The organism is Pseudomonas sp. TWP3-2 (genome assembly GCF_049897765.1).
Classification (GTDB): Bacteria; Pseudomonadota; Gammaproteobacteria; order Pseudomonadales; family Pseudomonadaceae; genus Aquipseudomonas.
In genome coordinates, this window is sequence record NZ_JAFCWW010000002.1 from 54,313 (window position 1) to 76,491 (window position 22,179).

Sequence of the window (22,179 nt, forward strand, 5' to 3'; positions counted from 1 at the left end):
GAGGGCGATCATGGCAGAACTGACCACGTTGGCCCGACCTTACGCTAAGGCGGCCTTCGAGCACGCTCAGGCCCACCAGCAACTGGCCAATTGGTCAGCCATGCTCGGCCTGGCTGCAGCGGTGTCGCAAGACGACACCATGCAGCGCGTGCTCAAGGCCCCGCGACTGACGAGCGCAGAAAAGGCCGCCACGTTTATTGACGTGTGCGGCGACAAGTTTGATGTGAAGGCACAGAACTTCATCAACGTCGTTGCCGAAAACGACCGTCTCCCGCTTCTGCCGGAGATCGCCGCTCTTTTCGACCTGTACAAGGCCGAACAAGAGAAATCGGTAGACGTTGAAGTGACCAGTGCTTTTGCATTGAACCAAGATCAGCAAGACAAACTCGCCAAGGTTCTCAGTGCACGACTCAACCGGGAAGTGCGCCTGCAAGTCGAGGAAGACAAAGCCCTTATTGGGGGTGTTGTCATCCGCGCCGGCGACCTGGTTATCGATGGCTCGATTCGCGGCAAACTCGCGAAACTTGCCGAAGCATTGAAATCTTGAGTTTGAAGGGGCAGCAGAGCAATGCAGCAACTCAATCCTTCCGAAATAAGTGAAATTATCAAGGGCCGCATCGACAAGCTCGATGTGACCTCCCAAGCCCGTAACGAAGGCACTGTCGTCAGCGTATCTGACGGCATCGTGCGGATTCACGGTCTGGCCGACGTAATGTACGGCGAGATGATCGAGTTTCCGGGCGGCGTCTACGGTATGGCCCTCAACCTGGAGCAAGACTCCGTAGGTGCCGTTGTATTGGGCGCTTACCAGTCTCTTGCCGAAGGCATGAGCGCCAAGTGCACTGGCCGCATCCTCGAAGTTCCGGTTGGTAAGGAACTGCTGGGTCGCGTAGTCGACGCACTGGGTAACCCTGTTGACGGTAAAGGTCCACTGGGCAACACCGAGACCGACGCGGTCGAGAAAGTTGCTCCAGGCGTGATCTGGCGTAAGTCGGTAGACCAGCCTGTACAGACTGGCTACAAGGCTGTCGATGCCATGATTCCTGTCGGCCGTGGCCAGCGTGAGCTGATCATCGGCGACCGTCAGATCGGTAAAACCGCTTTGGCCATCGACGCGATCATCAACCAGAAAGACAGCGGCATTTTCTGCGTCTACGTAGCTATCGGTCAGAAGCAATCGACCATCGCCAACGTGGTTCGCAAGCTGGAAGAAAACGGCGCCCTGGCCAACACGATCATCGTGGCTGCCAGTGCTTCGGAATCTCCTGCGCTGCAATTCCTGGCACCGTACTCCGGTTGCACCATGGGTGAATTCTTCCGCGACCGCGGTGAAGACGCGCTGATCGTTTATGACGATCTGTCCAAGCAAGCAGTGGCTTACCGCCAGATTTCCCTGCTGCTGCGCCGTCCACCAGGCCGTGAAGCTTATCCAGGCGACGTGTTCTATCTCCACTCCCGTCTGCTGGAGCGCGCATCCCGCGTTTCGGAAGAATACGTAGAGAAGTTCACCAACGGCGCAGTGACCGGCAAAACCGGTTCCCTGACCGCACTGCCGATCATCGAAACCCAGGCTGGCGACGTTTCCGCGTTCGTTCCGACCAACGTGATTTCCATCACCGACGGTCAGATCTTCCTGGAATCGGCCATGTTCAACTCCGGGATCCGTCCTGCTGTGAACGCCGGTGTTTCGGTATCCCGTGTGGGTGGTGCCGCGCAGACCAAGATCATCAAGAAGCTCTCCGGTGGTATCCGTACCGCTCTGGCTCAGTACCGTGAACTGGCGGCATTCGCCCAGTTCGCTTCTGACCTGGACGAAGCGACCCGCAAGCAACTTGAGCATGGTCAGCGCGTTACCGAGCTGATGAAGCAGAAGCAATACGCACCAATGTCGATCGCTGACATGGCGCTGTCGCTGTATGCCGCTGAGCGTGGGTTCCTGACTGACGTTGAAATCGCCAAGATCGGCAGCTTCGAGCAAGCGCTGATTGCTTTCTTCAACCGCGATCACGCCGATTTGATGGCGAAGATCAACGTGAAGGGTGACTTCAATGACGAAATCGACGCTGGCATGAAAGCCGGTATCGAGAAGTTCAAGGCCACCCAAACCTGGTAAGCCGCAGCGGGAGCCGCGAGGCTCCCGCTTGCTAACCTGATAGGTGTTACATGGCAGGCGCAAAAGAGATTCGCAGTAAGATTGCGAGCATCAAAAGCACGCAAAAGATTACCAGCGCCATGGAAAAAGTGGCGGTCAGCAAAATGCGCAAGGCACAAATGCGCATGGCTGCTAGCCGTCCTTATGCGGAGCGCATCCGCCAGGTTATTGGGCATCTGGCCAACGCCAACCCGGAATACCGCCACCCGTTCATGATCGACCGCGAAGTAAAGCGTGTCGGTTATGTCGTAGTGAGCAGTGACCGTGGTCTGTGCGGCGGCTTGAATACCAACCTGTTCAAGGCCTTGGTCAAGGACATGGCGGTAAACCGCGATAACGGCATCGAGATTGATCTGTGCGTAGTTGGTAGCAAGGGTGCGGCCTTTTTCCGCAACTTCGGCGGTAACGTCGTTGCAGCTATCAGCCACCTGGGTGAAGAGCCGTCGATCAATGATCTGATCGGCAGCGTCAAGGTGATGCTGGATGCCTACCTCGATGGTCGTATCGACCGTCTGAGCGTTGTGTCCAACAAGTTCATCAACACCATGACGCAACAGCCTACCGTGGAGCAGTTGATTCCATTGGTGGCGACCCCGGATCAAGAACTCAAGCACCACTGGGACTATCTCTACGAACCGGATGCCAAAGAGCTGCTTGACGGCTTGATGGTCCGTTACGTCGAGTCGCAGGTCTACCAGGCGGTGGTCGAGAACAACGCGGCTGAACAAGCTGCGCGGATGATCGCGATGAAGAACGCTACCGACAACGCCGGTGATTTGATCAGCGATTTGCAGCTGATCTACAACAAGGCGCGTCAGGCTGCGATCACCCAAGAGATCTCGGAAATCGTCGGCGGCGCTGCCGCGGTTTAACGGTTCAAATATTCAGAGGATCCAGCTATGAGTAGCGGACGTATCGTTCAAATCATCGGCGCCGTTATCGACGTGGAATTTCCACGCGACAGCGTACCGAGCATCTACAACGCTTTGAAAGTACAAAGCGATGCCGGCACCACTCTGGAAGTTCAGCAGCAGCTGGGCGACGGCGTGGTTCGTACCATTGCGATGGGTTCCACCGAAGGCTTGAAGCGCGGTCTGGAAGTCACCGACTCTGGCGCAGCCATCTCCGTACCGGTCGGTAAAGCGACTCTGGGCCGTATCATGGACGTCCTCGGTAACCCGATCGACGAAGCTGGCCCGATCGACACCGAAGAGCGCTGGGGCATTCACCGTCCGGCACCTTCGTTCGCTGAACAGGCAGGCGGCAACGACCTGCTGGAAACCGGCATCAAGGTTATCGACCTGGTTTGCCCGTTTGCCAAAGGCGGTAAAGTCGGTCTGTTCGGTGGTGCCGGTGTAGGCAAAACCGTAAACATGATGGAACTGATCCGTAACATCGCCATCGAGCACAGCGGTTATTCCGTGTTCGCTGGTGTGGGCGAGCGTACCCGTGAGGGTAACGACTTCTACCACGAGATGAAGGACTCCAACGTTCTGGACAAAGTGGCACTGGTTTACGGTCAGATGAACGAGCCGCCGGGTAACCGTCTGCGCGTAGCACTGACTGGCCTGACCATGGCCGAGAAGTTCCGTGACGAAGGTAACGACGTTCTGCTGTTCGTCGACAACATCTATCGTTACACCCTGGCCGGTACTGAAGTATCCGCACTGCTGGGCCGTATGCCTTCCGCAGTAGGTTACCAGCCGACCCTGGCTGAAGAGATGGGCGTTCTGCAAGAACGTATCACTTCGACCAAGGAAGGTTCGATCACTTCGATCCAAGCGGTATACGTACCTGCGGATGACTTGACCGACCCGTCGCCAGCGACCACCTTCGCCCACTTGGACGCCACTGTCGTTCTGTCCCGTGACATCGCTTCCCTGGGTATCTACCCAGCGGTCGATCCACTCGACTCGACTTCGCGCCAGCTGGATCCGAACGTAATCGGCCAGGACCACTACGACACCGCTCGCGGCGTCCAGTACGTTCTGCAACGTTACAAAGAGCTGAAAGACATCATCGCGATCCTGGGTATGGACGAACTTTCGGAAGCCGACAAACAGTTGGTTAACCGTGCTCGTAAGATCCAGCGCTTCTTGTCGCAGCCGTTCTTCGTGGCTGAAGTCTTCACCGGTGCTTCGGGTAAATACGTTTCCCTGAAAGACACCATTGCTGGCTTCAAAGGCATCCTCAACGGTGACTACGACCACCTGCCAGAACAAGCGTTCTACATGGTTGGCGGCATCGAAGAAGCGATCGAGAAAGCCAAGAAACTGTAATCCCGGCGCCCGGCAACGGGCGCTAATTTAGGTTGAGGCAATCAGATGGCTATGACAGTCCATTGCGATATCGTCAGCGCGGAAGGAGAAATCTTTTCCGGCCTGGTCGAGATGGTGATTGCGCACGGTGCACTGGGTGATCTTGGTATCGCTCTGGGCCACGCGCCGCTGATCACTAATCTCAAGCCGGGTCCTATCCGCCTGATCAAGCAGGGCGGGGAAGCCGAGGTGTTTTACATCTCCGGTGGTTTCCTCGAGGTTCAGCCGAACATGGTCAAGGTTCTTGCCGACACCGTGCAACGCGCAGCCGACCTGGATGAAGCCTCCGCTCTGGAAGCCGTTAAGGCTGCCGAGAAGGCCTTGCATGAAAAAGGTTCGGAGTTCGATTACGGCTCCGCTGCCGCTCGTCTGGCCGAGGCCGCAGCTCAGCTGCGTACCGTCCAGCAGATCCGCAAGAAGTTTGGCGGTTAATCCGTCAGCCGCTTGTTGTGCGATTGATAAAAAAGGGTAGCCTCGGCTACCCTTTTTTCTTTTTCGAATTCTACAAACCCGGTCGCAGTTGCTGACCACCCAGGATTGGTAGCCAGTCATGTCTCTCGAAATCGTTATTCTCGCGGCCGGTCAAGGCACACGCATGCGTTCGGCACTGCCGAAAGTGCTGCACCCGATTGCTGGCAACTCCATGCTTGGCCATGTTATCCACAGCGCCCGTCAACTCGATCCGCAGCGGATTCACGTGGTGATCGGCCATGGTGCCGACGCCGTGCGTGAACGCCTGGCGGCCGACGATCTGAATTTCGTGCTGCAGGATAAACAACTCGGGACTGGCCATGCCACCGCCCAGGCCGTGCCGTTTATCACCGCTGACACAGTATTGATCCTCTACGGCGACGTGCCGCTGATCGAAGTCGAAACCCTGCAACGCCTGCTCAAGCAAGTCGTTCCGGGGCAGATGGGCTTGCTGACCGTCGAACTCGATGACCCGACCGGTTATGGCCGCATCGTGCGCGATGCCGACGGCAAGGTCGCGGCGATTGTCGAGCACAAGGACGCCAGCGAAGCACAGCGCGCGATCACTGAAGGCAACACCGGCATTCTTGCAGTGCCTGCCGCTCACTTGGCTGACTGGATGGGTCGCCTGTCGAACAACAACGTTCAGGGTGAGTACTACCTGACCGACGTGATCGAAATGGCGGTCAGCGACGGCTTGGTTGTCGCGACTGAGCAACCTCACGATCCAATGGAAGTGCAGGGCGCCAATGATCGCAAGCAGCTCGCCGAACTGGAGCGCCATTACCAATTGCGTGCTGGCCGCCGCCTGATGGCCCAAGGCGTGACTTTGCGCGATCCGGCTCGCTTCGACGTACGCGGTGAAGTGACCGTTGGTCGCGACGTAATGATCGACATCAACGTGATTCTCGAAGGCAAGGTTGTCATTGAAGACGACGTGGTGATCGGCCCGAACTGCGTGATCAAGGACAGCACCCTGCGCAAAGGCGTGGTGATCAAGGCCAACAGTCACATTGAAGGGGCGATTCTGGGCGAAGGGAGCGACGCTGGCCCGTTCGCGCGTTTGCGTCCGGGCACAGTGCTCGAAGCTCGCGCGCATGTGGGTAACTTTGTCGAACTGAAAAACGCCCACATGGGCGAGGGCGCCAAGGCCGGACATCTCACGTACTTGGGTGACGCCGAAATCGGCGCGCGCACCAACATTGGCGCTGGCACCATCACTTGCAACTACGATGGCGCCAACAAGTGGAAAACCGTGTTGGGTGAAGATGTATTCATCGGTTCCAACAATTCGCTGGTAGCGCCTGTGGATATCTTTGCTGGTGCGACCACTGCGGCGGGTTCGACCATTACCCAGAATGTCGATAACGCACAGTTGGCGGTAGGTCGCGCGCGGCAAAAGAACATTGATGGCTGGAAGCGGCCAGAGAAGATCAAAAAGAGTTGAGTTATCCACAACGGCTTGAAGATCAAAAGATCGTCCGGTAACGGACGATCTTTTTTTTGCCCGCGGCTTGACGATTTCCGGCCAATAGGTTTTGATTGCTTACGTTATCTTTCGAATCGAAACTTAGGCTCCCATGTCGAAACGCAATACGCCGCAACGTCGCCGCAATATTCTCGCTTTGCTCAATGAGCAGGGTGAAGTCAGCGTGGACGAGTTGGCCAAGCGCTTCGAAACTTCGGAAGTCACGATTCGCAAGGATCTCGCCGCGCTGGAAAGTCACGGTCTGTTGTTACGCCGTTACGGCGGGGCGATTACCCTGCCGCAGGAACTGGTCGCAGACACCAGCCAAGTAGTCTCCAAACACAAACAGGCGATTGCCCGCGCTGCCGTCACGCGCATTCGCGAGCACGCGCGCATCATCATCGACAGCGGCAGCACCACCGCCGCGATGATTCCAGAACTCGGCCAGCAGCCGGGACTGGTGGTCATGACCAACTCCCTGCACGTCGCCAACGCCTTGAGCGAACTCGAACACGAGCCTGTTCTGTTGATGACCGGCGGCACCTGGGATCCGCACTCGGAATCGTTCCAGGGCCAGGTCGCCGAGCAGGTACTACGCTCTTACGACTTCGACCAGTTGTTTATCGGTGCCGATGGCATCGACCTGGTGCGTGGTACCACCACGTTCAACGAATTGCTTGGCCTGAGCCGGGTGATGGCGGATGTAGCGCGGGAAGTGATCGTGATGGTCGAGGCCGACAAGATCGGCCGCAAGATTCCCAATCTGGAGCTGCCATGGAGCAGCGTCCATACCCTAATCACCGATGAGCGCTTGCCCCAAGAGGCACGCGATCAGATTCAGGCCCGCGGTATCAATCTGATTTGCGCGGCTGTCAGTCAGGAGAAATAAGCATGTGTGGAATTGTCGGCGCCGTTGCTGAACGTAATATTACCGCCATCCTGCTCGAAGGCCTCAAGCGCCTCGAATACCGCGGCTATGACAGCGCCGGTGTGGCGGTCTACACCAACGACCAGACCCTTGAGCGCATGCGTCGCCCGGGCAAGGTCAGCGAGCTGGAAACCGCTCTGGCCGAACACCCGCTGGTCGGTCGTCTGGGCATTGCCCATACACGTTGGGCAACCCACGGCGCGCCGTGCGAGCGCAACGCCCACCCGATTTTTTCCGAAGGCATCGCGGTGGTGCACAACGGCATCATCGAAAACCACGAAGCGCTGCGCGAGCAACTGAAGGCGCTGGGCTATGTGTTCACCTCCGATACCGACACCGAAGTCATCGCCCACCTGCTCAATCACAAGCTCAAGGATTTGCACGATCTGACCGTTGCCCTCAAGGCGACCGTCAAGGAACTGCATGGTGCTTATGGCCTGGCCGTGATCAGCGCGCAGCAGCCGGATCGCCTGATTGCCGCGCGCAGTGGCAGTCCACTGGTGATCGGCCTGGGTCTGGGCGAGAACTTCCTTGCATCCGATCAACTGGCGCTGCGTCAGGTCACCGACCGTTTCATGTACCTGGAAGAGGGCGACATCGCTGAAATCCAGCGTGACAAGGTGCAGATCTGGGACGTCAACGGCGTGGCCGTCGAGCGTCAAACCGTGCAGTACACCGACGGCGCCGAAGCTGCCGACAAGGGCGAGTATCGCCACTACATGCTCAAGGAAATCCACGAGCAACCGACCGTGGTCCAGCGCACCCTCGAAGGTCGCCTCAGCCACAATCAGGTACTGGTGCAAGCCTTTGGCCCGCAGGCTGCCGAGCTGTTTGCCAAAGTACGCAACGTGCAGATCGTCGCCTGCGGCACCAGCTACCACGCGGGCATGGTTGCGCGTTACTGGCTCGAAGAGCTGGCTGGCATCCCGTGCCAGGTCGAAGTCGCCAGTGAATTCCGCTATCGCAAAGTCGTGGTGCAACCGGACACGCTGTTCGTGACCATCTCGCAGTCCGGCGAAACCGCTGACACCCTGGCCGCACTGCGCAACGCCAAGGAACTGGGTTTCCTCGCCAGCCTGGCGATCTGCAACGTCGGCATCAGCTCGCTGGTGCGTGAATCCGACTTGACCCTGCTGACTCAGGCCGGTCGCGAAATCGGCGTGGCCTCGACCAAAGCCTTCACCACGCAACTGGTCGGTCTGCTGTTACTGACCCTGTCCCTGGGCCAAGTGCGCGGCACGCTCGCCGAGGGCGTTGAAGCCCGCCTGGTAGAAGAACTGCGCCGTCTGCCGACTCGCCTCGGTGAAGCGTTGGCGATGGACAGCACCGTGGAAAAAATCGCCGAGCTGTTCGCCGAGAAGAACCACACCCTTTTCCTCGGTCGTGGCGCGCAATTCCCGGTAGCGATGGAAGGTGCCTTGAAGCTCAAGGAAATCTCTTACATCCACGCCGAAGCCTACCCGGCCGGCGAACTCAAGCACGGTCCGCTGGCGCTTGTGGATAACGACATGCCAGTGGTCACCGTTGCGCCGAACAACGAACTGCTGGAAAAACTTAAATCCAACCTGCAGGAAGTCCGCGCGCGCGGCGGCGAACTGATTGTGTTCGCCGACGAGAAGGCCGGAATGACCAACGGCGAAGGCACGCACGTTGTGCAGATGCCGCACATCCACGACATCCTGTCGCCGATCCTCTACACCATTCCGCTGCAACTGTTGTCGTACTACGTCGCTGTGCTCAAAGGCACTGACGTGGATCAGCCGCGGAATCTGGCGAAGTCGGTGACGGTGGAGTAAGTCCAGAGGCTCAAGAGCGTGGTCAGGCGCTCTTGAGCCGCATTGGTTTCACTCGTTCTTCTCTCGAAACCCCTCCCAAAATATCCGCTTTAAGATCCGCGGATTACGTCTATTTTGAACGCTTGTTACGTTCCCTTTGCCAGGCGGTTAGAGGCATGGAGCGCATTCTCGAAGCAGGAATAAAATCCGCAATTCCCGAGCACTGAATGAGTGTTTAATCTCGTGCAGGTTTATCTGATGGAGCGTGGCACGCATGTAATCCTTACTCAGATGTTCACCAACTGAGGATTGCTACGATTTAGGGGTTAATGAATGGATCGCTTCCAGGAAATGCAAGTCTTCGCCGCCGTCGCCCAGGAGCAGGGCTTCTCTGCGGCTGCGCGCCGCCTGGGTTTGTCCGCCGCCAGCGTTACCCGCGCGGTTGCAGCCCTGGAGCAGCGCATCGGTACGCAATTGCTGATCCGCACTACACGCAGCGTGCATCTGAGCGAAGCGGGTCAGCGGTATCTGGAGGATTGTCGAAGAATTCTCGCCGAGGTGCAGGAAGCGGAGGATTCCGCCGCAGGCAGTCATACCCAGCCGCGTGGGCAATTGACGGTAACGGCGCCGGTATTGTTCGGCGAGCTGTTTGTCACACCGGTGATGGCCGGTTATCTGACGCAGTATCCAGACGTTTGCATCAACGCCGTGCTGGTCGACCGGATCGTCAGCATGGTCGAGGAAGGCATCGATGTGGCGGTGCGCATCGGCGAGCTGCCGGACAGCAATCAGCATGCGATTCGCGTGGGTGAAGTGCGGCGGGTGATTTGTGGTTCTCCGGGCTATTTCGCGGCCAACGGTCGGCCGACTCATCCACAGGCACTGGCGAGCGCGCGGGTGGTGGCGACCTCCGCGATAGGCCATTTGCGCAACTGGCCTTTTCTTGAGCATGGAGAACTGATCAGCGTGCGCCCGGAACCGCGCATGGTGGTCACCGCCAATCAGGCTGCAATCAGTGCCGCTTGTCTGGGCTTGGGGCTCACCCGGGTGTTGTCCTATCAAGTCGCGGGCAAAGTCGCTTCGGGTGAACTGGAAATTGTCCTCGCTGACTTCGAACTGCCGCCGCTGCCGATCCATGTTGTGTATCAAGGTGGGCGCAAGGCCCCCGCGCGGGTGCGTAGTTTCGTCGACTATGCGGTGCAGGCTCTGCGTGAGCATCCGGCGCTGAAGAACGCTGCATTATTTCCTTCACTGAAATAATCGATTGCGAATGCTGGTGATTCTGTTGTTTTGACGATGGGTAGAAGATGACTGCCATCGGTGACGTCAATCCAGAACGGCACCTCTACCAGCGGAGTCGACCATGCAACCGATCAAACTCTACAACTTCCCGCGTTCCGGCCATGCTCACCGTGTCGAGCTGATGTTGTCGCTGCTGCAATTGCCGACCGAACTGATCTTCGTCGACCTGGCCAAGGGCGAGCACAAGCAGCCGCAATACCTGGCTATCAATAGCTTCGGACAAGTGCCGGCGATTGATGACAACGGCGTGGTACTCGCCGATTCCAATGCGATTCTGGTGTATCTGGCGCAGAAGTATGGCAATGGCCGTTGGTTGCCCAGCGATCCAGTGGGTGCCGCGCACGTGCAGCGCTGGTTGTCTGCGGCGGCCGGCCCAATTGCTTTCGGCCCGGCAGCGGCGCGCCTGATCACGGTGTTCGGGGCCAAGCTCAATGCCGAAGAAGTGATCACCCGGGCGCATAACTTCCTCAAGGTGATGGACGCCGAACTCGGCAAGACGCCATTTCTGGCCGGCAGCGAACCCACCATCGCCGACGTCTCGGCCTACAGTTACATCGCTCATGCACCGGAAGGCAATGTGTCGCTGGACGACTACGCCAACGTCCGCGCCTGGCTGGCGCGCGTCGAAGCCTTGCCCGGTTTTGTCGGTATGCCGCGCACCGTCGCCGGTCTGCAGACCACTGCTTGATACTCGCAATCCACACTGTGCCAATGGCGCGGGGGAGAGGTCGTGATGGAACGTTCACCGTGGCACGCTGGCGAACAGCAGTTGCAGGCACATGTCGGTGTTGCCGAGAGAATGGAGCAGTTCGGGCGTAAGGTGATTCGCAGCTGGATGCCGGATCAGCACCGTGAGTTCTATCAGCAATTGCCGTTCATGCTGTACGGCGCGGTGGACGCGCATGGCTACCCTTGGGCCAGCGTGCTCGAAGGTGCGCCGGGTTTCGCCCGGTCGCCTGAACCCACTGTGTTGCAGTTCGCCAGCCAGCCTGCGGCCGACGACCCGGCACAGTTGCAGGACGGAGCGGCAATCGGCTTGCTCGGAATCGAACTGCACACGCGGCGGCGCAATCGGCTCAACGGGCATGTCGCCAATCTGCGCGCGACAGGTTTCGATCTGACAGTCGATCAAGCCTTCGGCAACTGCCCGCAATACATTCAATTGCGTCAGTTTCAGCGCGTCCCGCTAAGTGATCCGGCGACGCGACCTGCTCAGCATCTGAACGCACTGGATGACGCGGCCGTCGCCATGATCGAAAGCGCTGACACCTTCTTCGTCGCCAGTTACGTCGATGTCGATGGACAGCGCGCAGTAGATGTTTCCCATCGTGGCGGGCAGCCCGGTTTCGTCCGCGTCGAAGGCAATCGCCTGACCATCCCGGACTTCGCCGGCAACCTGCACTTCAACACCCTCGGCAACCTGCTGCTCAATCCCCGGGCCGGGTTGCTGTTCATCGACTTTTCCACAGGCGATGTGCTGCAACTCAGCGGGCGCACTGAAATCGTTCTTGAGGGGCCGCAGATCGAAGCCTTTCAGGGCGCCGAGCGGTTGTGGACATTCGAAGTGGAAAAACTGGTGCGGCGCCCGGCAGCATTGGCGTTGCGCTGGCGCTTCGACGGCATGTCGCCGACCAGTCTGTTGACCGGCAACTGGGCGCAGGCCGAGGCACGTTTGCAGGCGCAGGCACTGGGCGATCGCTGGCGGCCCCTGCGCGTCACGCGCATCACAGCGGAAAGTCAGAACATTCGCTCGATCTATCTTGAGCCAGATGATGGCGCCGGTTTGCCGGTGTTCATGGCCGGTCAGCATCTGCCGCTGCGTTTCAGCCTCAATGGTGAATCACAGATTCGCACTTACAGTCTGTCGAGTGCGCCATCGGACGATTTCTTCCGCATCAGCGTCAAGCGTGACGGTTTGATTTCCAGGCACCTGCATGAACAAATTCGCGTAGGTGATGTGCTTGAGGCGCGCGCGCCGAAGGGGCATTTCACCGTGGCGCCGCTGGAACATCGGCCATTGGTGTTGCTGGCGGCAGGGGTGGGAATCACGCCGTTGCTGTCGATGCTGCGCGAGGTGGTGTATCAGGGACTGCGCACGCGGGGCATTCGTCCGACCTGGTTTATCCAGAGTTCGCGCACCCTGGCCGATCAGCCGTTCGTGGCGGAGCTTGATCGATTGCTGGAAGACGCAGGCGATGCCGTACGCGTGCTGCACTTGCTCAGCCAGCCCGAGAGCGATTTGATCGAGGGCGAAGATTACGATTTGCGCGGGCGAATCGACGGTGCACTGCTGCGTAACCTGCTGACGGTCGAAGATTTCGATCAGGTCGATTTTGTGCTGTGCGGCCCAGGCGCTTTTACTCAGGGTTTGTACGACACCCTGCGCGAGATGGACGTACGCGATGCGCAGATCCACGCCGAAACCTTCGGTCCCTCGACGCTCAAGCGCCAGGCTGATCCGGACGCCATCGTCATCGAACAATTACCCGCCGCGACCACATCGGTGTCAGTGGTGTTCGAACGCTCGGCGAAAGAGGCGCGCTGGCAACCGGATGGCGGCAGCCTGCTGGAGCTGGCGGAAAGCCGTGGCCTGCGCCCAGAGTTCAGCTGTCGCGGCGGGTCGTGCGGCACCTGCCGGACGCGGTTGATCAGCGGCGCGGTGAATTATCCACAGCCCCCGGCGGAAGTGCCGGAGGAGGGACAAGTGCTGATTTGTTGTGCGGTGCCGGCACAGAGTGCGCAGCCGTTGGTGCTGGATCTGTGAGGGTTCAGGCGTACGACAGGGATTTTTCCGCCAGCAACTCCTGATACAGCTCGGTCCACTTGCGGCCCATTTCGTCGGCTGTGAATAACTGGCGGTAACGGGCCTCAGCCTTGACGCCCATTTCGGCGGCGCGGGTCGGGTTTTCCCACAGGGTGCGCATCGCCTCGCGGAAGGCCTGTGGATTACTCGGCGGCACCACCAGGCCTGTCTCGTTATGGATATTGATGTAACTGGTGCCGGTGCCGATCTCGCTGGAGATCATCGGCTTGCCGTACATCGCACCTTCCAGCAGGGAAATGCCGAACGCCTCCGAGCGCAGATGCGACGGAAACACGATGGCATAGCTCAGTTGCAGCAACGCGACCTTGTCCTCATCGCCCAGGCGCCCGAGGAAGTGGATATTGCGCAGCCCCAGCGCAGCGGCTTGCGCATGCAGTTCCTGCTCCAGCGGACCGGCGCCGACGATCACCACCGGGTAATCCACCTCTTTCAGCGCATCCAGCAGGATGTGCAAACCCTTGTAGTAACGCATCACTCCAACGAACAGAAAAAACTTATCCCCAAGCTTCTGCCGCCAGTGATTCATCCGTTCGGTGTCAGGCTGTGGATAACCTGCCTTGTTCAATCCATAAGGGATAACTCGGGTCTTGTCCTGAAACTGCTGCAACACGTCGCTGGTGTGCAGGTAGTTTGGCGACGCGGCGACAATCCGGTCGGCGCTGGACAGAAAGCGGTTCATCAGTGGCCGGTAGAGTTTCAACAGGTGCTTCTGACGAATGATGTCCGAGTGATAGGTCACGACCGTAGGTTTATTCACGCCGCTGGCGAAATGCACCAGATCCATGAACGGCCACGGAAAATGGTAATTGACCACGTCGGCCTCGGCAGCCAATTCACGAAACTGCTTGAACACGCTCCAGGAGAACCCGGTGGAGGCAAACTGAATATCCAGTTTGGCCCGGTGCACTTCGTGCTGGCCGAGCTTGACCACTGGCGGCACTGGATCGGTGCTCAGGGTCAGCACCTGGCCTTCGATGCCGTGCGCGGCGCCGCTTTCGCAGAGCTGGAAGATCACTTGTTCGATACCGCCGACCGAATCCGGCAGGTACGTTTTGAAAAAATGAAGAACTCGCATTCAACCTCCCATGGCCTGGCGATAGGCGCTGGCCGTGGCCCGCGCGCAATGTGTCCAGGAAAAAAGCCGTGCCTGCTGCAATCCGGCTTCTCGGCATGCCTGCCAATGCGCTTGATCGTCGATCAGTTGGCTCATTGCGTCGCGCAAGCCTGCTGCATCGTCAGCTTCAATATAGTTGCCGGCAGCGCCCGCGACCTCCGGCATCGCCGAAGATCGGGTGACCACCACTGGTGTGCCGCTGGCCATCGCTTCCAGAACCGGCAAGCCAAAGCCTTCATACAGCGAAGGAAAAATCAGTGCCCGGGCGCCGGCCAATAGCTGCGCGACTTGTTCATCTGGCAGATAACCGAGCAGGCACACATGCCCGCACGCCAGTGCCTGGTGCAGCTCGTCACTGAACTGCTCGCGCTGCCAGCCAGCCATGCCGACGATCAGCAGCGGGAAGCGTTGACGCACGGCTTCGGGCAGCAAGGCGTGGGCGCGCAGGGCCAGGCTCAGATTCTTGCGCGGCTCCAGCGTACCGACACACAGAAAGTACTCGCGCGCGGTGACCGCATGCGCCTTGAGTACGGCGTCGATGGCGTGCGGCTCGCGTGGATGGAAACGCTCGGCCACGCCCAGCGGCGCCACCACGAAACGCTCGGCGGGCAGGGCGAAATAATCCTGAGCCTCGTCGGCGATGGCTTGCGAGTCAGTGAGGATGACTTGCGCCTGCTGCACCCCAATGGCCAGCCGTCGTTCGATTTCCTTGAGCCGCGCCGGCGGCTGGGTCTCGGGGAAGTGCAGATGGGTCAGATCGTGCAGCGTAATCACGGTCGGACCGTCGAAGGCCAGCGGCCACAGGCTCGGTTCGTGATACAGATCGATGTTTTGAGCGCGGCCCTGATCGAAGCGTTTCTGCTCCAGCCAGCGGCGCGCCTGATAGGCGCCGGGGATCTGCCGCAGCAGCGGCGTCAGACGCGAATAACCGGGCATCGCCGCGTCGGGCAGTTGCGAGCTCCAGCCCCAGCCGTGGAACAGCGCCACCTCGACATCATTCTCGCTGCGCAACGCGTTGACCAGTTCGGCGACGTACTGGCCAATGCCGGTGCGCGGTGCTTGCAGAATGCGTGCGTTAAGGGCAATGCGCATAGGCCCTCGCTTGCGCCGTCGGCGCCTCAAGCACATTGCGCGCGGTGCGCTCCGCCAGTTGCAGACTCGCCTCGCGCCAGCCGATCCATTGCCAATCGGCCACATTGCGCGCGGCGGGAAACTCGGCGCTGCGCTCAAACCCGGTCACCAGATCGGCAAGGCTTTGCGGGTCGTGCAGATCGAAATAGGCCATGAATTCGCCACCGATTTCACGGAACACTGCAATGTCGCTGCCCATCGCCGGCAAGCCACGCTGCATGGCTTCCACCAGCGGCAGGCCGAAGCCTTCTACGAACGACGGAAACACCAGCGCGCTGGCGTGGGCGTAGGCGTGTTCAAGGCTGGTGTCGCTCAGATCGTTGAACATGAACAGTCGGCGGTTCAGCTCGGGATGGTTGCGTATCCGGGCGAGCAGGGCGTCGCATTTCCAGCCGATACGTCCGGCGATGCACAGCCGCGCTTGCGAGCCGCAAGCCCAGGCGCGTTCGAAGGCGTCCAGCAGGTAGTCGTGGTTCTTGCGCGGCTCGATGGTGCTGACCATCAGGAACACCGGCTCGGGGCGGGTGAACATCTGCTTCAAACGCGGCTCGACCGCGGCGTCGGCGCTGCGCAGATCCAGTTCCGATCCGAGGTGAAAGAAATCAAACCAGCGTTTTTCTACTTCGGCTGTGCCGATCCGCTGCTGCAGTTCTGCCCGCACCTGATCACGGACGGTTGCAGAAATCGCCATGTAGCCGTCGGCGTTGCGGCTGATCCAATCAAACCACTCCCCGTACACCTCGACCAGCCGCGTGTCGTAAAACTGCGGATGCGATAAGGGAATCAGGTCGTAGATCACCGCCACAATGCCCACGCCGTCATGCTTGAGGCGTTCGGCATGCAGGAAAAAATCAGAGTGCCAGGACGAATCCAGCAGCACCAACTGATCGCCCGGCTGGTGTTGCAGCGGCTCACAGCGCTGGGGCAATTGATAGCGGTTGATCTGCTCGATCAGGCGCAGCGGGATGCCGAACAGGCCGAACGAAGTCAGCCGGTAACCGACGTACAACAGACGCCGCAGCGTTTTGCTGCGCCAGCGGCTGTCGAGACGCTGATGTAGCTGCCAGAAGCGATGCGCCAGGCGTTCGAAGCGTTCGCCGAAGGTCACAATCGTGTTGAAAATCGGTGAGTCCAGCGGCGCGAGGCGCGTCACGCGGTACAGCTTGCCCTTGAGCACCACCACCGGCAGGCACTCGACGCCCCGCGCGCTCGGCGGCAGTTGTTGGATGACGTTGCGCACCACGCGCTGAATCCCCGAATTGATTTTCGGGTGTTTGAACACATGCGTGCATTCGACCAGCAGGCGAGTCATGGCGCGCGCTCCGTGAGCACGGCTTCGGCGCTGCGAGTGATCGAGGTTTTTGCCCCCAGCCACGAGCAGCCGGCGAAGTCCTCCTGACGGTTGTTGATCACGTGGAACACCAGCCCGTAGTCACGCCATTCGAAATTGCGATCCAGATGCGAATCCAGCCGCGACAGGCTCAACGCCACCGAATAGTTGCCCTTGCCCAGGCCCATGACGAAGGCAAAACGGTAGGTAATGCGCTCACCCGCATGCAAATCGTCCAGCGCCTGATTCTGCCGATGAGTATTGATGCCGTACATGGCCTGACCGAGGCGGTCCTTGATCATGAAACCGAGCACCAGCCGTTCAATGTCCTGGCGGATCTCGACCTGCACCTCGAGCACCACCGCTTGGCCGACTTCAGCCGCGTCGATCGAGCGCTCGCGTTCGTCGAGCAGGCGCACGCTGAGGATCCCGGCCTCACCGGTGCCGGACACGGTTTGCACCTGGCCGCCAGCGAGGGTTTCCTGGCGCACGGTCTGGCCTTCGCGTTCGGCGAGCAGGGCGTTGTAGTAATCCATGACCGCTTCCGGCTTGTCGTGCATGGCCATGCGCCCGCCCTCGAGGAGGATCGCCGAGTCGCAGATCGACTGAATCGCCGAGCGGTCATGCGACACAATCAACAGCGTGGTGCCGGCCTTGCGGAAGCTGCGGATGCGGTCGAAGCTTTTATGCTGAAAGTACGCATCGCCGACTGACAGCGCTTCGTCGACGATCAGAATGTCCGGACGCCGCGCGGTGGCGACGCTGAACGCCAGGCGCATCTGCATGCCGCTGGAATAGGTGCGCACCGGGTGATCGATGGCTTCGCCGATTTCGGCGAAACGTTCGATGTCCGGCATCAGCGTTTCGATTTCTTCGACCTGCATACCGAGCAGTTGCCCGGCCATTATGGCGTTCTGCCGGCCGGTGAAATCAGGGTGAAAACCCATGCCCAGCTCCAGCAGCGCGGCGACTCGGCCTTCAAGTTGAATATGCCCGCAGGTCGGCTGGGTGGTGCCGGTGATCATCTTCAGCAGGGTGCTTTTGCCAGCACCGTTGACGCCGACAATGCCCACCGCTTCACCGGGGGCGATCTCGAAATTCACATCCTGCAAAACCCAGTGTTGACGGTGACGCAGTGGCGAAAACGGGATCAGCCATTCCGCCAGTCGGCTCCAGCGCGTGGGGTATTGCTTGTAGGCCTTGCCCAGACCGGTGACGCGTATGTGCCCCATCAGAGTTCATCCACCATTTCGCCGACCCGGCGGCGGAACAGGCGCAGACCGATTGCGCAGAACAGCAGGCCTAAGACGAAAATCGGCAGCAGCGAACTCCACACCGGCCATTGGCCGTAGAGAAACAGGTTCTGATAACTACCGATGAGGTTGGTCAGCGGGTTGAGTTGCAGCAGACGCTGTACCCATTCCGGCAGGATCGTGATCGGGTAAACGATCGGTGTCAGCCAGAACCAGAATTGCAGGCAGATGGCGAACAATTGCCCGACATCGCGAAAAAACACGTTCAACACGCCAAGAATCATCCCCAGCCCGGCACAGAACAGCACTTGCAGCGCCAACAGCGGCAGCAATGCAAACAGCGCCATGCCCGGCCAGCGTCCGGTAATCAGCAGGAAACCGAGAAACAGACCGATGATGATCGCGAAGTTGATCCCGGCATTCATCAGCACGATCACCGGCAAGCAGATGCGCGGGAAGCTGATCTTCTTCAGCAGGTTGGCGTTTTCCAGAAACATGTTCTGGCTGCGCAGGGTGATTTCCGAGAACAGACCCCAGGTCAGCAGACCGGCGCACAGGTACACGCTGTAGGCCATGCCGTCGTCCACACCGGGCAATCGCGCGCGCATGATGTGCGAAAAAATCACCGTGTAGACGATGATCATCGACAGCGGATTGAGTACCGTCCACAGCGCGCCGAACAGCGAATTGCGATACCGCGCTTGAAACTCTCGCTGCACGCTACCGAGGATGAATCCACGATAACTGCGCAGCGAGCGGTACAGGGAAAGCAGCATTCAAACCGTCCTGCCGTACTGATCTTCGAAGCGCACGATGTCGTCTTCGCCAAGGTATTCGCCGCTTTGCACTTCGATGATCACCAGATCGATCACGCCGGGGTTTTCCAGGCGGTGCTTGTGTCCGGCGGCGATAAACGTCGATTCGTTCTTGGCTACCAGCGTAGTGCCGCTGCCATTGTTGGTGACTTTGGCCATGCCTTCGACCACCACCCAGTGCTCGTTGCGATGATGGTGCATCTGCAACGACAACTTGGCCCCCGGCTTGACCACGATGCGCTTGATCTTGAAGCGCGGGCCTTCCTCGAGCACGGTGTAGGTGCCCCACGGGCGGCTGACCGTACGGTGCAGGCGATAGGCTTCGTGGGATTTGTCCTTGAGCTGCTTGGCCACGCGTCGCACGTCCTGCGCGCGGTCGGCATGGGCCACCAGCACGGCGTCGGCCGTGTCGATGACGATCAGGTTATCCACGCCCACGGCGGCTACCAGACGGCCTTCGCTCTGTACGAAGTTGTTGTGGCTGTCGATGAAAATCGCTTCGCCACTGGTGCGGTTGTTGTCGGCATCGGCCGGTACCAGCGCCGCGACTGCGCCCCAGGAGCCGATGTCGCTCCAGTCAAAACCGGCGGGCACCACGACGACTTTTTCCGAGCGTTCCATCAGCGCGTAGTCGATGGAAATGTCGGTGATCGCGGCAAACAGTTCGGCTGACAGTTCCTGTTGCAGGCAACCACCGGTTTCCACGGGATCGCTGACGGCCATGCAGGCGCGGGTCTGTTCCAGCAACTCGGGGGCGTGTTTTTGCAACTCGGCGATCACGGCTGCGGTGGTGAAGCAGAACATCCCCGAGTTCCACAGGAAGTTGCCGCTTTCCAGATAATGAGTGGCGGTTTGCAGATCGGGTTTTTCCACAAAGCGCTGCACTTTGGCGGCGCCGCGAGCATCCAGTGGCGCGCCGGTTTCGATGTAGCCGAAGCCGGTTTCCGGAGCGTTCGGCACTACGCCGAAGGTCACCAGATAACCGTCCTTGGCCAATTGCACGGCGTGCTCGACTGCGCTTTTCAGCGCCTCTTCATTGACGATCAAATGGTCGGCGGGCATCACCACCATGATCGCTTCATCGCCATGCAACGCTTGCAGCGACAGGGCAGCGGCGGCGATGGCCGGTGCGGTATTGCGCCCGGCCGGCTCCAGCACAAAGTGCCCGCGATGGCGCGACAGGCGCGCGGCCTGATAGTGATCCTTGCTCTGGAAGTAGTACTCGCGATTGGTCACCGTGACGATGTCGCCCCAACCGTCGAGCAGCGCGGCCGCACGCCGGTAGGTCTTGCCCAGCAGCGACTGGCCGTCGGGCAGGGTCATGAACGGTTTCGGATGGCCCTCGCGGGACACCGGCCACAAACGAGTCCCGGCACCGCCGGACAGAATCACGGGGATCAGCATGGCCTACTCCTTGGCGACGCGTTTCATGTCCGCATCCATCATCATGCGGATCAGGGTGTCCAGATCGGTTTTCGGTTTCCAGCCCAGCACGCGCTGCGCCTTGGCCGGGTTGCCGAGCAGTACTTCAACTTCGGCCGGACGGAAGAATGCCGGGTCGATCTTCACGTAATCACGGTAGTTGAGGCCGACGTGATCGAAAGCGATGCGGCACATCTCGCGCACGGTGGTGGTGACGCCGGTGGCGACCACGAAATCGTCAGGCTTGTCCTGTTGCAGCATCAGCCACATGGCTTCGACGTAGTCGCCGGCAAAACCCCAGTCACGCTTGGCGTCGATATTGCCCAGGCTCAGCTCGTGCTGTTTGCCTTGCTTGATGCGGGCGGCGGCGTCGGTGACTTTGCGCGTAACAAATTCGATGCCGCGCAGCGGTGATTCGTGGTTGAACAGAATGCCGCTGCTGGCGTGCAGGTCGAAGCTTTCGCGGTAGTTGACGGTGATCCAGTGGCCGTAGAGTTTGGCCACGCCGTACGGGCTGCGCGGATAGAACGGCGTGTTCTCATCCTGCTGCTCAGCCTGGATCAGGCCGAACATTTCGCTGGTCGAGGCCTGATAGAAACGCGTGTGCGGACTGAACTGGCGGATCGCTTCGAGCAGGTGAGTCACGCCCAGGCCATCGACGATACCGGTGGTCACCGGTTGATCCCAGGACGCCGCGACGAAGCTTTGCGCGGCAAGGTTGTACACCTCGTCCGGCGCCGACTTGATTACTGCGCGCTGCACCGAGCAGGCATCGGCCATGTCGCCGTCGAGGTAGACGATATCGGCTTCAACGCCCATTTCGCGCAGGCGCCAGCGCGAATCGCTGCTGCGCCGGGCCACCAGACCGTGAACCTTATAGCCCTTGTCCAGCAGCAGTTTGGCCAGATACGCGCCGTCCTGACCGGTGATCCCTGTGATCAATGCACTTTTTGTCATTCTTGTAATACTCGCTTCTCCCAGTCGGACAGGATCGCCCGCAGGGATTGTTGTGTTGTGATTGCAGGCGTCCATCCTGTGGTTTCGCTGAGCTTTTGATGGCTTGCGCAAACGCGACGCTGATCCGCGCGACGCATGCGCGCCGGATCCTGAACCAGTTTCATCTCGACCTCGGCCAGGTCGCCCATCTGTTCGATCAGGCTGCGAATGCTCTGCTCGCGCCCGGAACAGATGTTGTATATCTGCCCTGGCGTGCCGTTTTCCAGCAGCGCGAAATAAGCTGAGATCACGTCGCTGACATCGAGGAAGTCGCGCGTCACGTCAATGTCGCCAACTTCCAGCTGCGGCGCTTGCAGACCGTGCTTGATGCGGTTGATCTGCCGTGCGGCGCTGGCGATGACGAAGCTGTCTTTCTGCCCCGGACCGATATGGTTGAACGGCCGCGCCACCAAGGCCCGCAAACCTTCGCTCAAACCCCATTGCAGACAGAGGAATTCGGCCGACAGTTTGCTCACCGCGTACGGGTTGCGCGGGCAGGGTGGTTGGTGTTCGGTGATGGGCAACGCGGATTCCGCGACCTGACCGTAGACATCGCCAGAGCTGACGTACAGGAACGTTCCCTTGAAGCCACGCGCCTTGAGCGCTTGCAACAGATTGAGGGTGCCGAGCAGGTTGATATCAAAGGTGCGCGCCGGATCACGGAAGGCTTCGGGGACGAATGTCTGGCCGGCCAGGTGAATCACGGCATCAGGCAGTTGCGGCCATAGGTCGATGAGGCTGTCCGGTTTTGTCAGGTCGTAGGCTGATGCGGCAGGCAGCAGTTGCCACGACGCGTCTTGCGCGTTGAGACGTGACTGGATGTGTTGTCCCACGAACCCACTGAGGCCCGTGATGAACAGACTTTTTTTCAAACAGCGAC

At 59.7% G+C, this 22,179-nt stretch carries 19 protein-coding genes; 11 read left to right on the top strand and 8 right to left on the bottom strand.

Going from position 1 to position 22,179, the window contains the following annotated elements:
• Positions 1-10 precede the first annotated feature (10 nt).
• The 11 genes from ACP7EE_RS03390 to ACP7EE_RS03440 all read left to right on the top strand — a co-directional run bounded on the left by ACP7EE_RS03390 (position 11) and on the right by ACP7EE_RS03440 (position 13,178).
• Complete coding sequence (locus ACP7EE_RS03390; protein ID WP_426203532.1) at positions 11-547, top strand: F0F1 ATP synthase subunit delta; 537 nt, start codon at positions 11-13, stop codon at positions 545-547.
• A 21-nt stretch (positions 548-568) separates the two neighbouring features.
• Positions 569-2,113 carry a F0F1 ATP synthase subunit alpha gene (gene atpA, locus ACP7EE_RS03395; protein ID WP_158830525.1) on the top strand — a complete coding sequence of 515 codons (1,545 nt, stop codon included), beginning with the start codon at positions 569-571 and terminating at the stop codon, positions 2,111-2,113.
• 50 nt (positions 2,114-2,163) lie between these two features.
• The gene (gene atpG, locus ACP7EE_RS03400; RefSeq protein ID WP_426233486.1) at positions 2,164-3,024 is read left to right on the top strand and encodes a F0F1 ATP synthase subunit gamma; all 861 of its coding nucleotides are present in this window, start codon (positions 2,164-2,166) and stop codon (positions 3,022-3,024) included.
• Between the two features lie 27 nt (positions 3,025-3,051).
• The gene (gene atpD, locus ACP7EE_RS03405) at positions 3,052-4,431 is read left to right on the top strand and encodes a F0F1 ATP synthase subunit beta (RefSeq protein ID WP_042556890.1); all 1,380 of its coding nucleotides are present in this window, start codon (positions 3,052-3,054) and stop codon (positions 4,429-4,431) included.
• A 45-nt stretch (positions 4,432-4,476) separates the two neighbouring features.
• A complete protein-coding gene (locus ACP7EE_RS03410) occupies positions 4,477-4,902 on the top strand; it encodes a F0F1 ATP synthase subunit epsilon (RefSeq protein ID WP_420650089.1) in 426 nt (141 codons plus the stop codon).
• Between the two features lie 118 nt (positions 4,903-5,020).
• Positions 5,021-6,388: a bifunctional UDP-N-acetylglucosamine diphosphorylase/glucosamine-1-phosphate N-acetyltransferase GlmU gene (glmU, locus tag ACP7EE_RS03415; protein WP_426233488.1), complete on the top strand. Its 1,368-nt coding sequence runs from the start codon at positions 5,021-5,023 to the stop codon at positions 6,386-6,388.
• Between the two features lie 133 nt (positions 6,389-6,521).
• On the top strand, positions 6,522-7,298 hold the full coding sequence (locus ACP7EE_RS03420) for a DeoR/GlpR family DNA-binding transcription regulator (RefSeq protein WP_426203528.1): 777 nt from the start codon (positions 6,522-6,524) through the stop codon (positions 7,296-7,298).
• 2 nt (positions 7,299-7,300) lie between these two features.
• Entirely contained in the window at positions 7,301-9,133 is a 1,833-nt protein-coding gene (gene glmS / locus ACP7EE_RS03425) for a glutamine--fructose-6-phosphate transaminase (isomerizing) (RefSeq protein WP_426233490.1), read from the top strand.
• Between the two features lie 312 nt (positions 9,134-9,445).
• A complete protein-coding gene (locus ACP7EE_RS03430; RefSeq protein ID WP_426233492.1) occupies positions 9,446-10,372 on the top strand; it encodes a LysR family transcriptional regulator in 927 nt (308 codons plus the stop codon).
• 103 nt (positions 10,373-10,475) lie between these two features.
• Positions 10,476-11,102 (top strand): glutathione S-transferase family protein, encoded by a 627-nt coding sequence (locus ACP7EE_RS03435; RefSeq protein WP_420649380.1) that lies wholly within the window; start codon positions 10,476-10,478, stop codon positions 11,100-11,102.
• A gap of 45 nt (positions 11,103-11,147) precedes the next feature.
• Positions 11,148-13,178, top strand: a complete 2,031-nt coding sequence (locus tag ACP7EE_RS03440; RefSeq protein WP_426233494.1) for a pyridoxamine 5'-phosphate oxidase family protein — start codon at positions 11,148-11,150, stop codon at positions 13,176-13,178.
• A gap of 4 nt (positions 13,179-13,182) precedes the next feature.
• Here ACP7EE_RS03440 and ACP7EE_RS03445 read toward each other — a convergent pair whose 3' ends face one another.
• From ACP7EE_RS03445 to ACP7EE_RS03480, 8 genes are read right to left on the bottom strand one after another with little or no spacing between them, the layout of a single operon-like run.
• On the bottom strand, positions 13,183-14,313 hold the full coding sequence (locus tag ACP7EE_RS03445) for a glycosyltransferase family 4 protein (RefSeq protein ID WP_426233496.1): 1,131 nt from the start codon (positions 14,311-14,313) through the stop codon (positions 13,183-13,185).
• The gene (locus ACP7EE_RS03450; protein ID WP_426233498.1) at positions 14,314-15,444 is read right to left on the bottom strand and encodes a glycosyltransferase family 4 protein; all 1,131 of its coding nucleotides are present in this window, start codon (positions 15,442-15,444) and stop codon (positions 14,314-14,316) included. It abuts the gene before it with no gap.
• Positions 15,428-16,795 carry a glycosyltransferase family 4 protein gene (locus tag ACP7EE_RS03455; RefSeq protein WP_426233500.1) on the bottom strand — a complete coding sequence of 456 codons (1,368 nt, stop codon included), beginning with the start codon at positions 16,793-16,795 and terminating at the stop codon, positions 15,428-15,430. The genes ACP7EE_RS03450 and ACP7EE_RS03455 overlap by 17 nt, the downstream gene beginning before the upstream one ends.
• The gene (locus ACP7EE_RS03460; protein ID WP_426233502.1) at positions 16,792-18,045 is read right to left on the bottom strand and encodes an ABC transporter ATP-binding protein; all 1,254 of its coding nucleotides are present in this window, start codon (positions 18,043-18,045) and stop codon (positions 16,792-16,794) included. Before ACP7EE_RS03460 ends, ACP7EE_RS03455 begins: the two co-directional genes overlap by 4 nt.
• Complete coding sequence (locus ACP7EE_RS03465) at positions 18,045-18,842, bottom strand: ABC transporter permease (protein ID WP_426233504.1); 798 nt, start codon at positions 18,840-18,842, stop codon at positions 18,045-18,047. The genes ACP7EE_RS03460 and ACP7EE_RS03465 overlap by 1 nt, the downstream gene beginning before the upstream one ends.
• Positions 18,843-20,285, bottom strand: coding sequence for a mannose-1-phosphate guanylyltransferase/mannose-6-phosphate isomerase (locus ACP7EE_RS03470; RefSeq protein ID WP_426233506.1), 1,443 nt, complete (start codon positions 20,283-20,285; stop codon positions 18,843-18,845). It lies immediately after the preceding gene.
• Positions 20,286-20,288: 3 nt separating this feature from the next.
• The gene (gene gmd, locus ACP7EE_RS03475; RefSeq protein ID WP_426203482.1) at positions 20,289-21,260 is read right to left on the bottom strand and encodes a GDP-mannose 4,6-dehydratase; all 972 of its coding nucleotides are present in this window, start codon (positions 21,258-21,260) and stop codon (positions 20,289-20,291) included.
• Positions 21,257-22,171 carry a GDP-mannose 4,6-dehydratase gene (locus tag ACP7EE_RS03480; protein WP_426233508.1) on the bottom strand — a complete coding sequence of 305 codons (915 nt, stop codon included), beginning with the start codon at positions 22,169-22,171 and terminating at the stop codon, positions 21,257-21,259. The genes gmd and ACP7EE_RS03480 overlap by 4 nt, the downstream gene beginning before the upstream one ends.
• Positions 22,172-22,179: the final 8 nt, after the last annotated feature.

What these genes read in the sequence shown, in the direction of transcription:
- ACP7EE_RS03455 (WP_426233500.1), bottom strand. Translation starts at nt 16,795, where the DNA reads ATGACTCGCCTGCTGGTCGAATGCACGCATGTGTTCAAACACCCGAAA.
- ACP7EE_RS03465 (WP_426233504.1), bottom strand. Translation starts at nt 18,842, where the DNA reads ATGCTGCTTTCCCTGTACCGCTCGCTGCGCAGTTATCGTGGATTCATC.
- glmS (WP_426233490.1), top strand. Translation starts at nt 7,301, where the DNA reads ATGTGTGGAATTGTCGGCGCCGTTGCTGAACGTAATATTACCGCCATC.
- ACP7EE_RS03470 (WP_426233506.1), bottom strand. Translation starts at nt 20,285, where the DNA reads ATGCTGATCCCCGTGATTCTGTCCGGCGGTGCCGGGACTCGTTTGTGG.
- glmU (WP_426233488.1), top strand. Translation starts at nt 5,021, where the DNA reads ATGTCTCTCGAAATCGTTATTCTCGCGGCCGGTCAAGGCACACGCATG.
- ACP7EE_RS03440 (WP_426233494.1), top strand. Translation starts at nt 11,148, where the DNA reads ATGGAACGTTCACCGTGGCACGCTGGCGAACAGCAGTTGCAGGCACAT.
- ACP7EE_RS03435 (WP_420649380.1), top strand. Translation starts at nt 10,476, where the DNA reads ATGCAACCGATCAAACTCTACAACTTCCCGCGTTCCGGCCATGCTCAC.
- ACP7EE_RS03410 (WP_420650089.1), top strand. Translation starts at nt 4,477, where the DNA reads ATGGCTATGACAGTCCATTGCGATATCGTCAGCGCGGAAGGAGAAATC.
- ACP7EE_RS03390 (WP_426203532.1), top strand. Translation starts at nt 11, where the DNA reads ATGGCAGAACTGACCACGTTGGCCCGACCTTACGCTAAGGCGGCCTTC.
- atpG (WP_426233486.1), top strand. Translation starts at nt 2,164, where the DNA reads ATGGCAGGCGCAAAAGAGATTCGCAGTAAGATTGCGAGCATCAAAAGC.
- atpD (WP_042556890.1), top strand. Translation starts at nt 3,052, where the DNA reads ATGAGTAGCGGACGTATCGTTCAAATCATCGGCGCCGTTATCGACGTG.
- ACP7EE_RS03420 (WP_426203528.1), top strand. Translation starts at nt 6,522, where the DNA reads ATGTCGAAACGCAATACGCCGCAACGTCGCCGCAATATTCTCGCTTTG.
- ACP7EE_RS03445 (WP_426233496.1), bottom strand. Translation starts at nt 14,313, where the DNA reads ATGCGAGTTCTTCATTTTTTCAAAACGTACCTGCCGGATTCGGTCGGC.
- ACP7EE_RS03460 (WP_426233502.1), bottom strand. Translation starts at nt 18,045, where the DNA reads ATGGGGCACATACGCGTCACCGGTCTGGGCAAGGCCTACAAGCAATAC.
- gmd (WP_426203482.1), bottom strand. Translation starts at nt 21,260, where the DNA reads ATGACAAAAAGTGCATTGATCACAGGGATCACCGGTCAGGACGGCGCG.
- atpA (WP_158830525.1), top strand. Translation starts at nt 569, where the DNA reads ATGCAGCAACTCAATCCTTCCGAAATAAGTGAAATTATCAAGGGCCGC.
- ACP7EE_RS03450 (WP_426233498.1), bottom strand. Translation starts at nt 15,444, where the DNA reads ATGCGCATTGCCCTTAACGCACGCATTCTGCAAGCACCGCGCACCGGC.
- ACP7EE_RS03430 (WP_426233492.1), top strand. Translation starts at nt 9,446, where the DNA reads ATGGATCGCTTCCAGGAAATGCAAGTCTTCGCCGCCGTCGCCCAGGAG.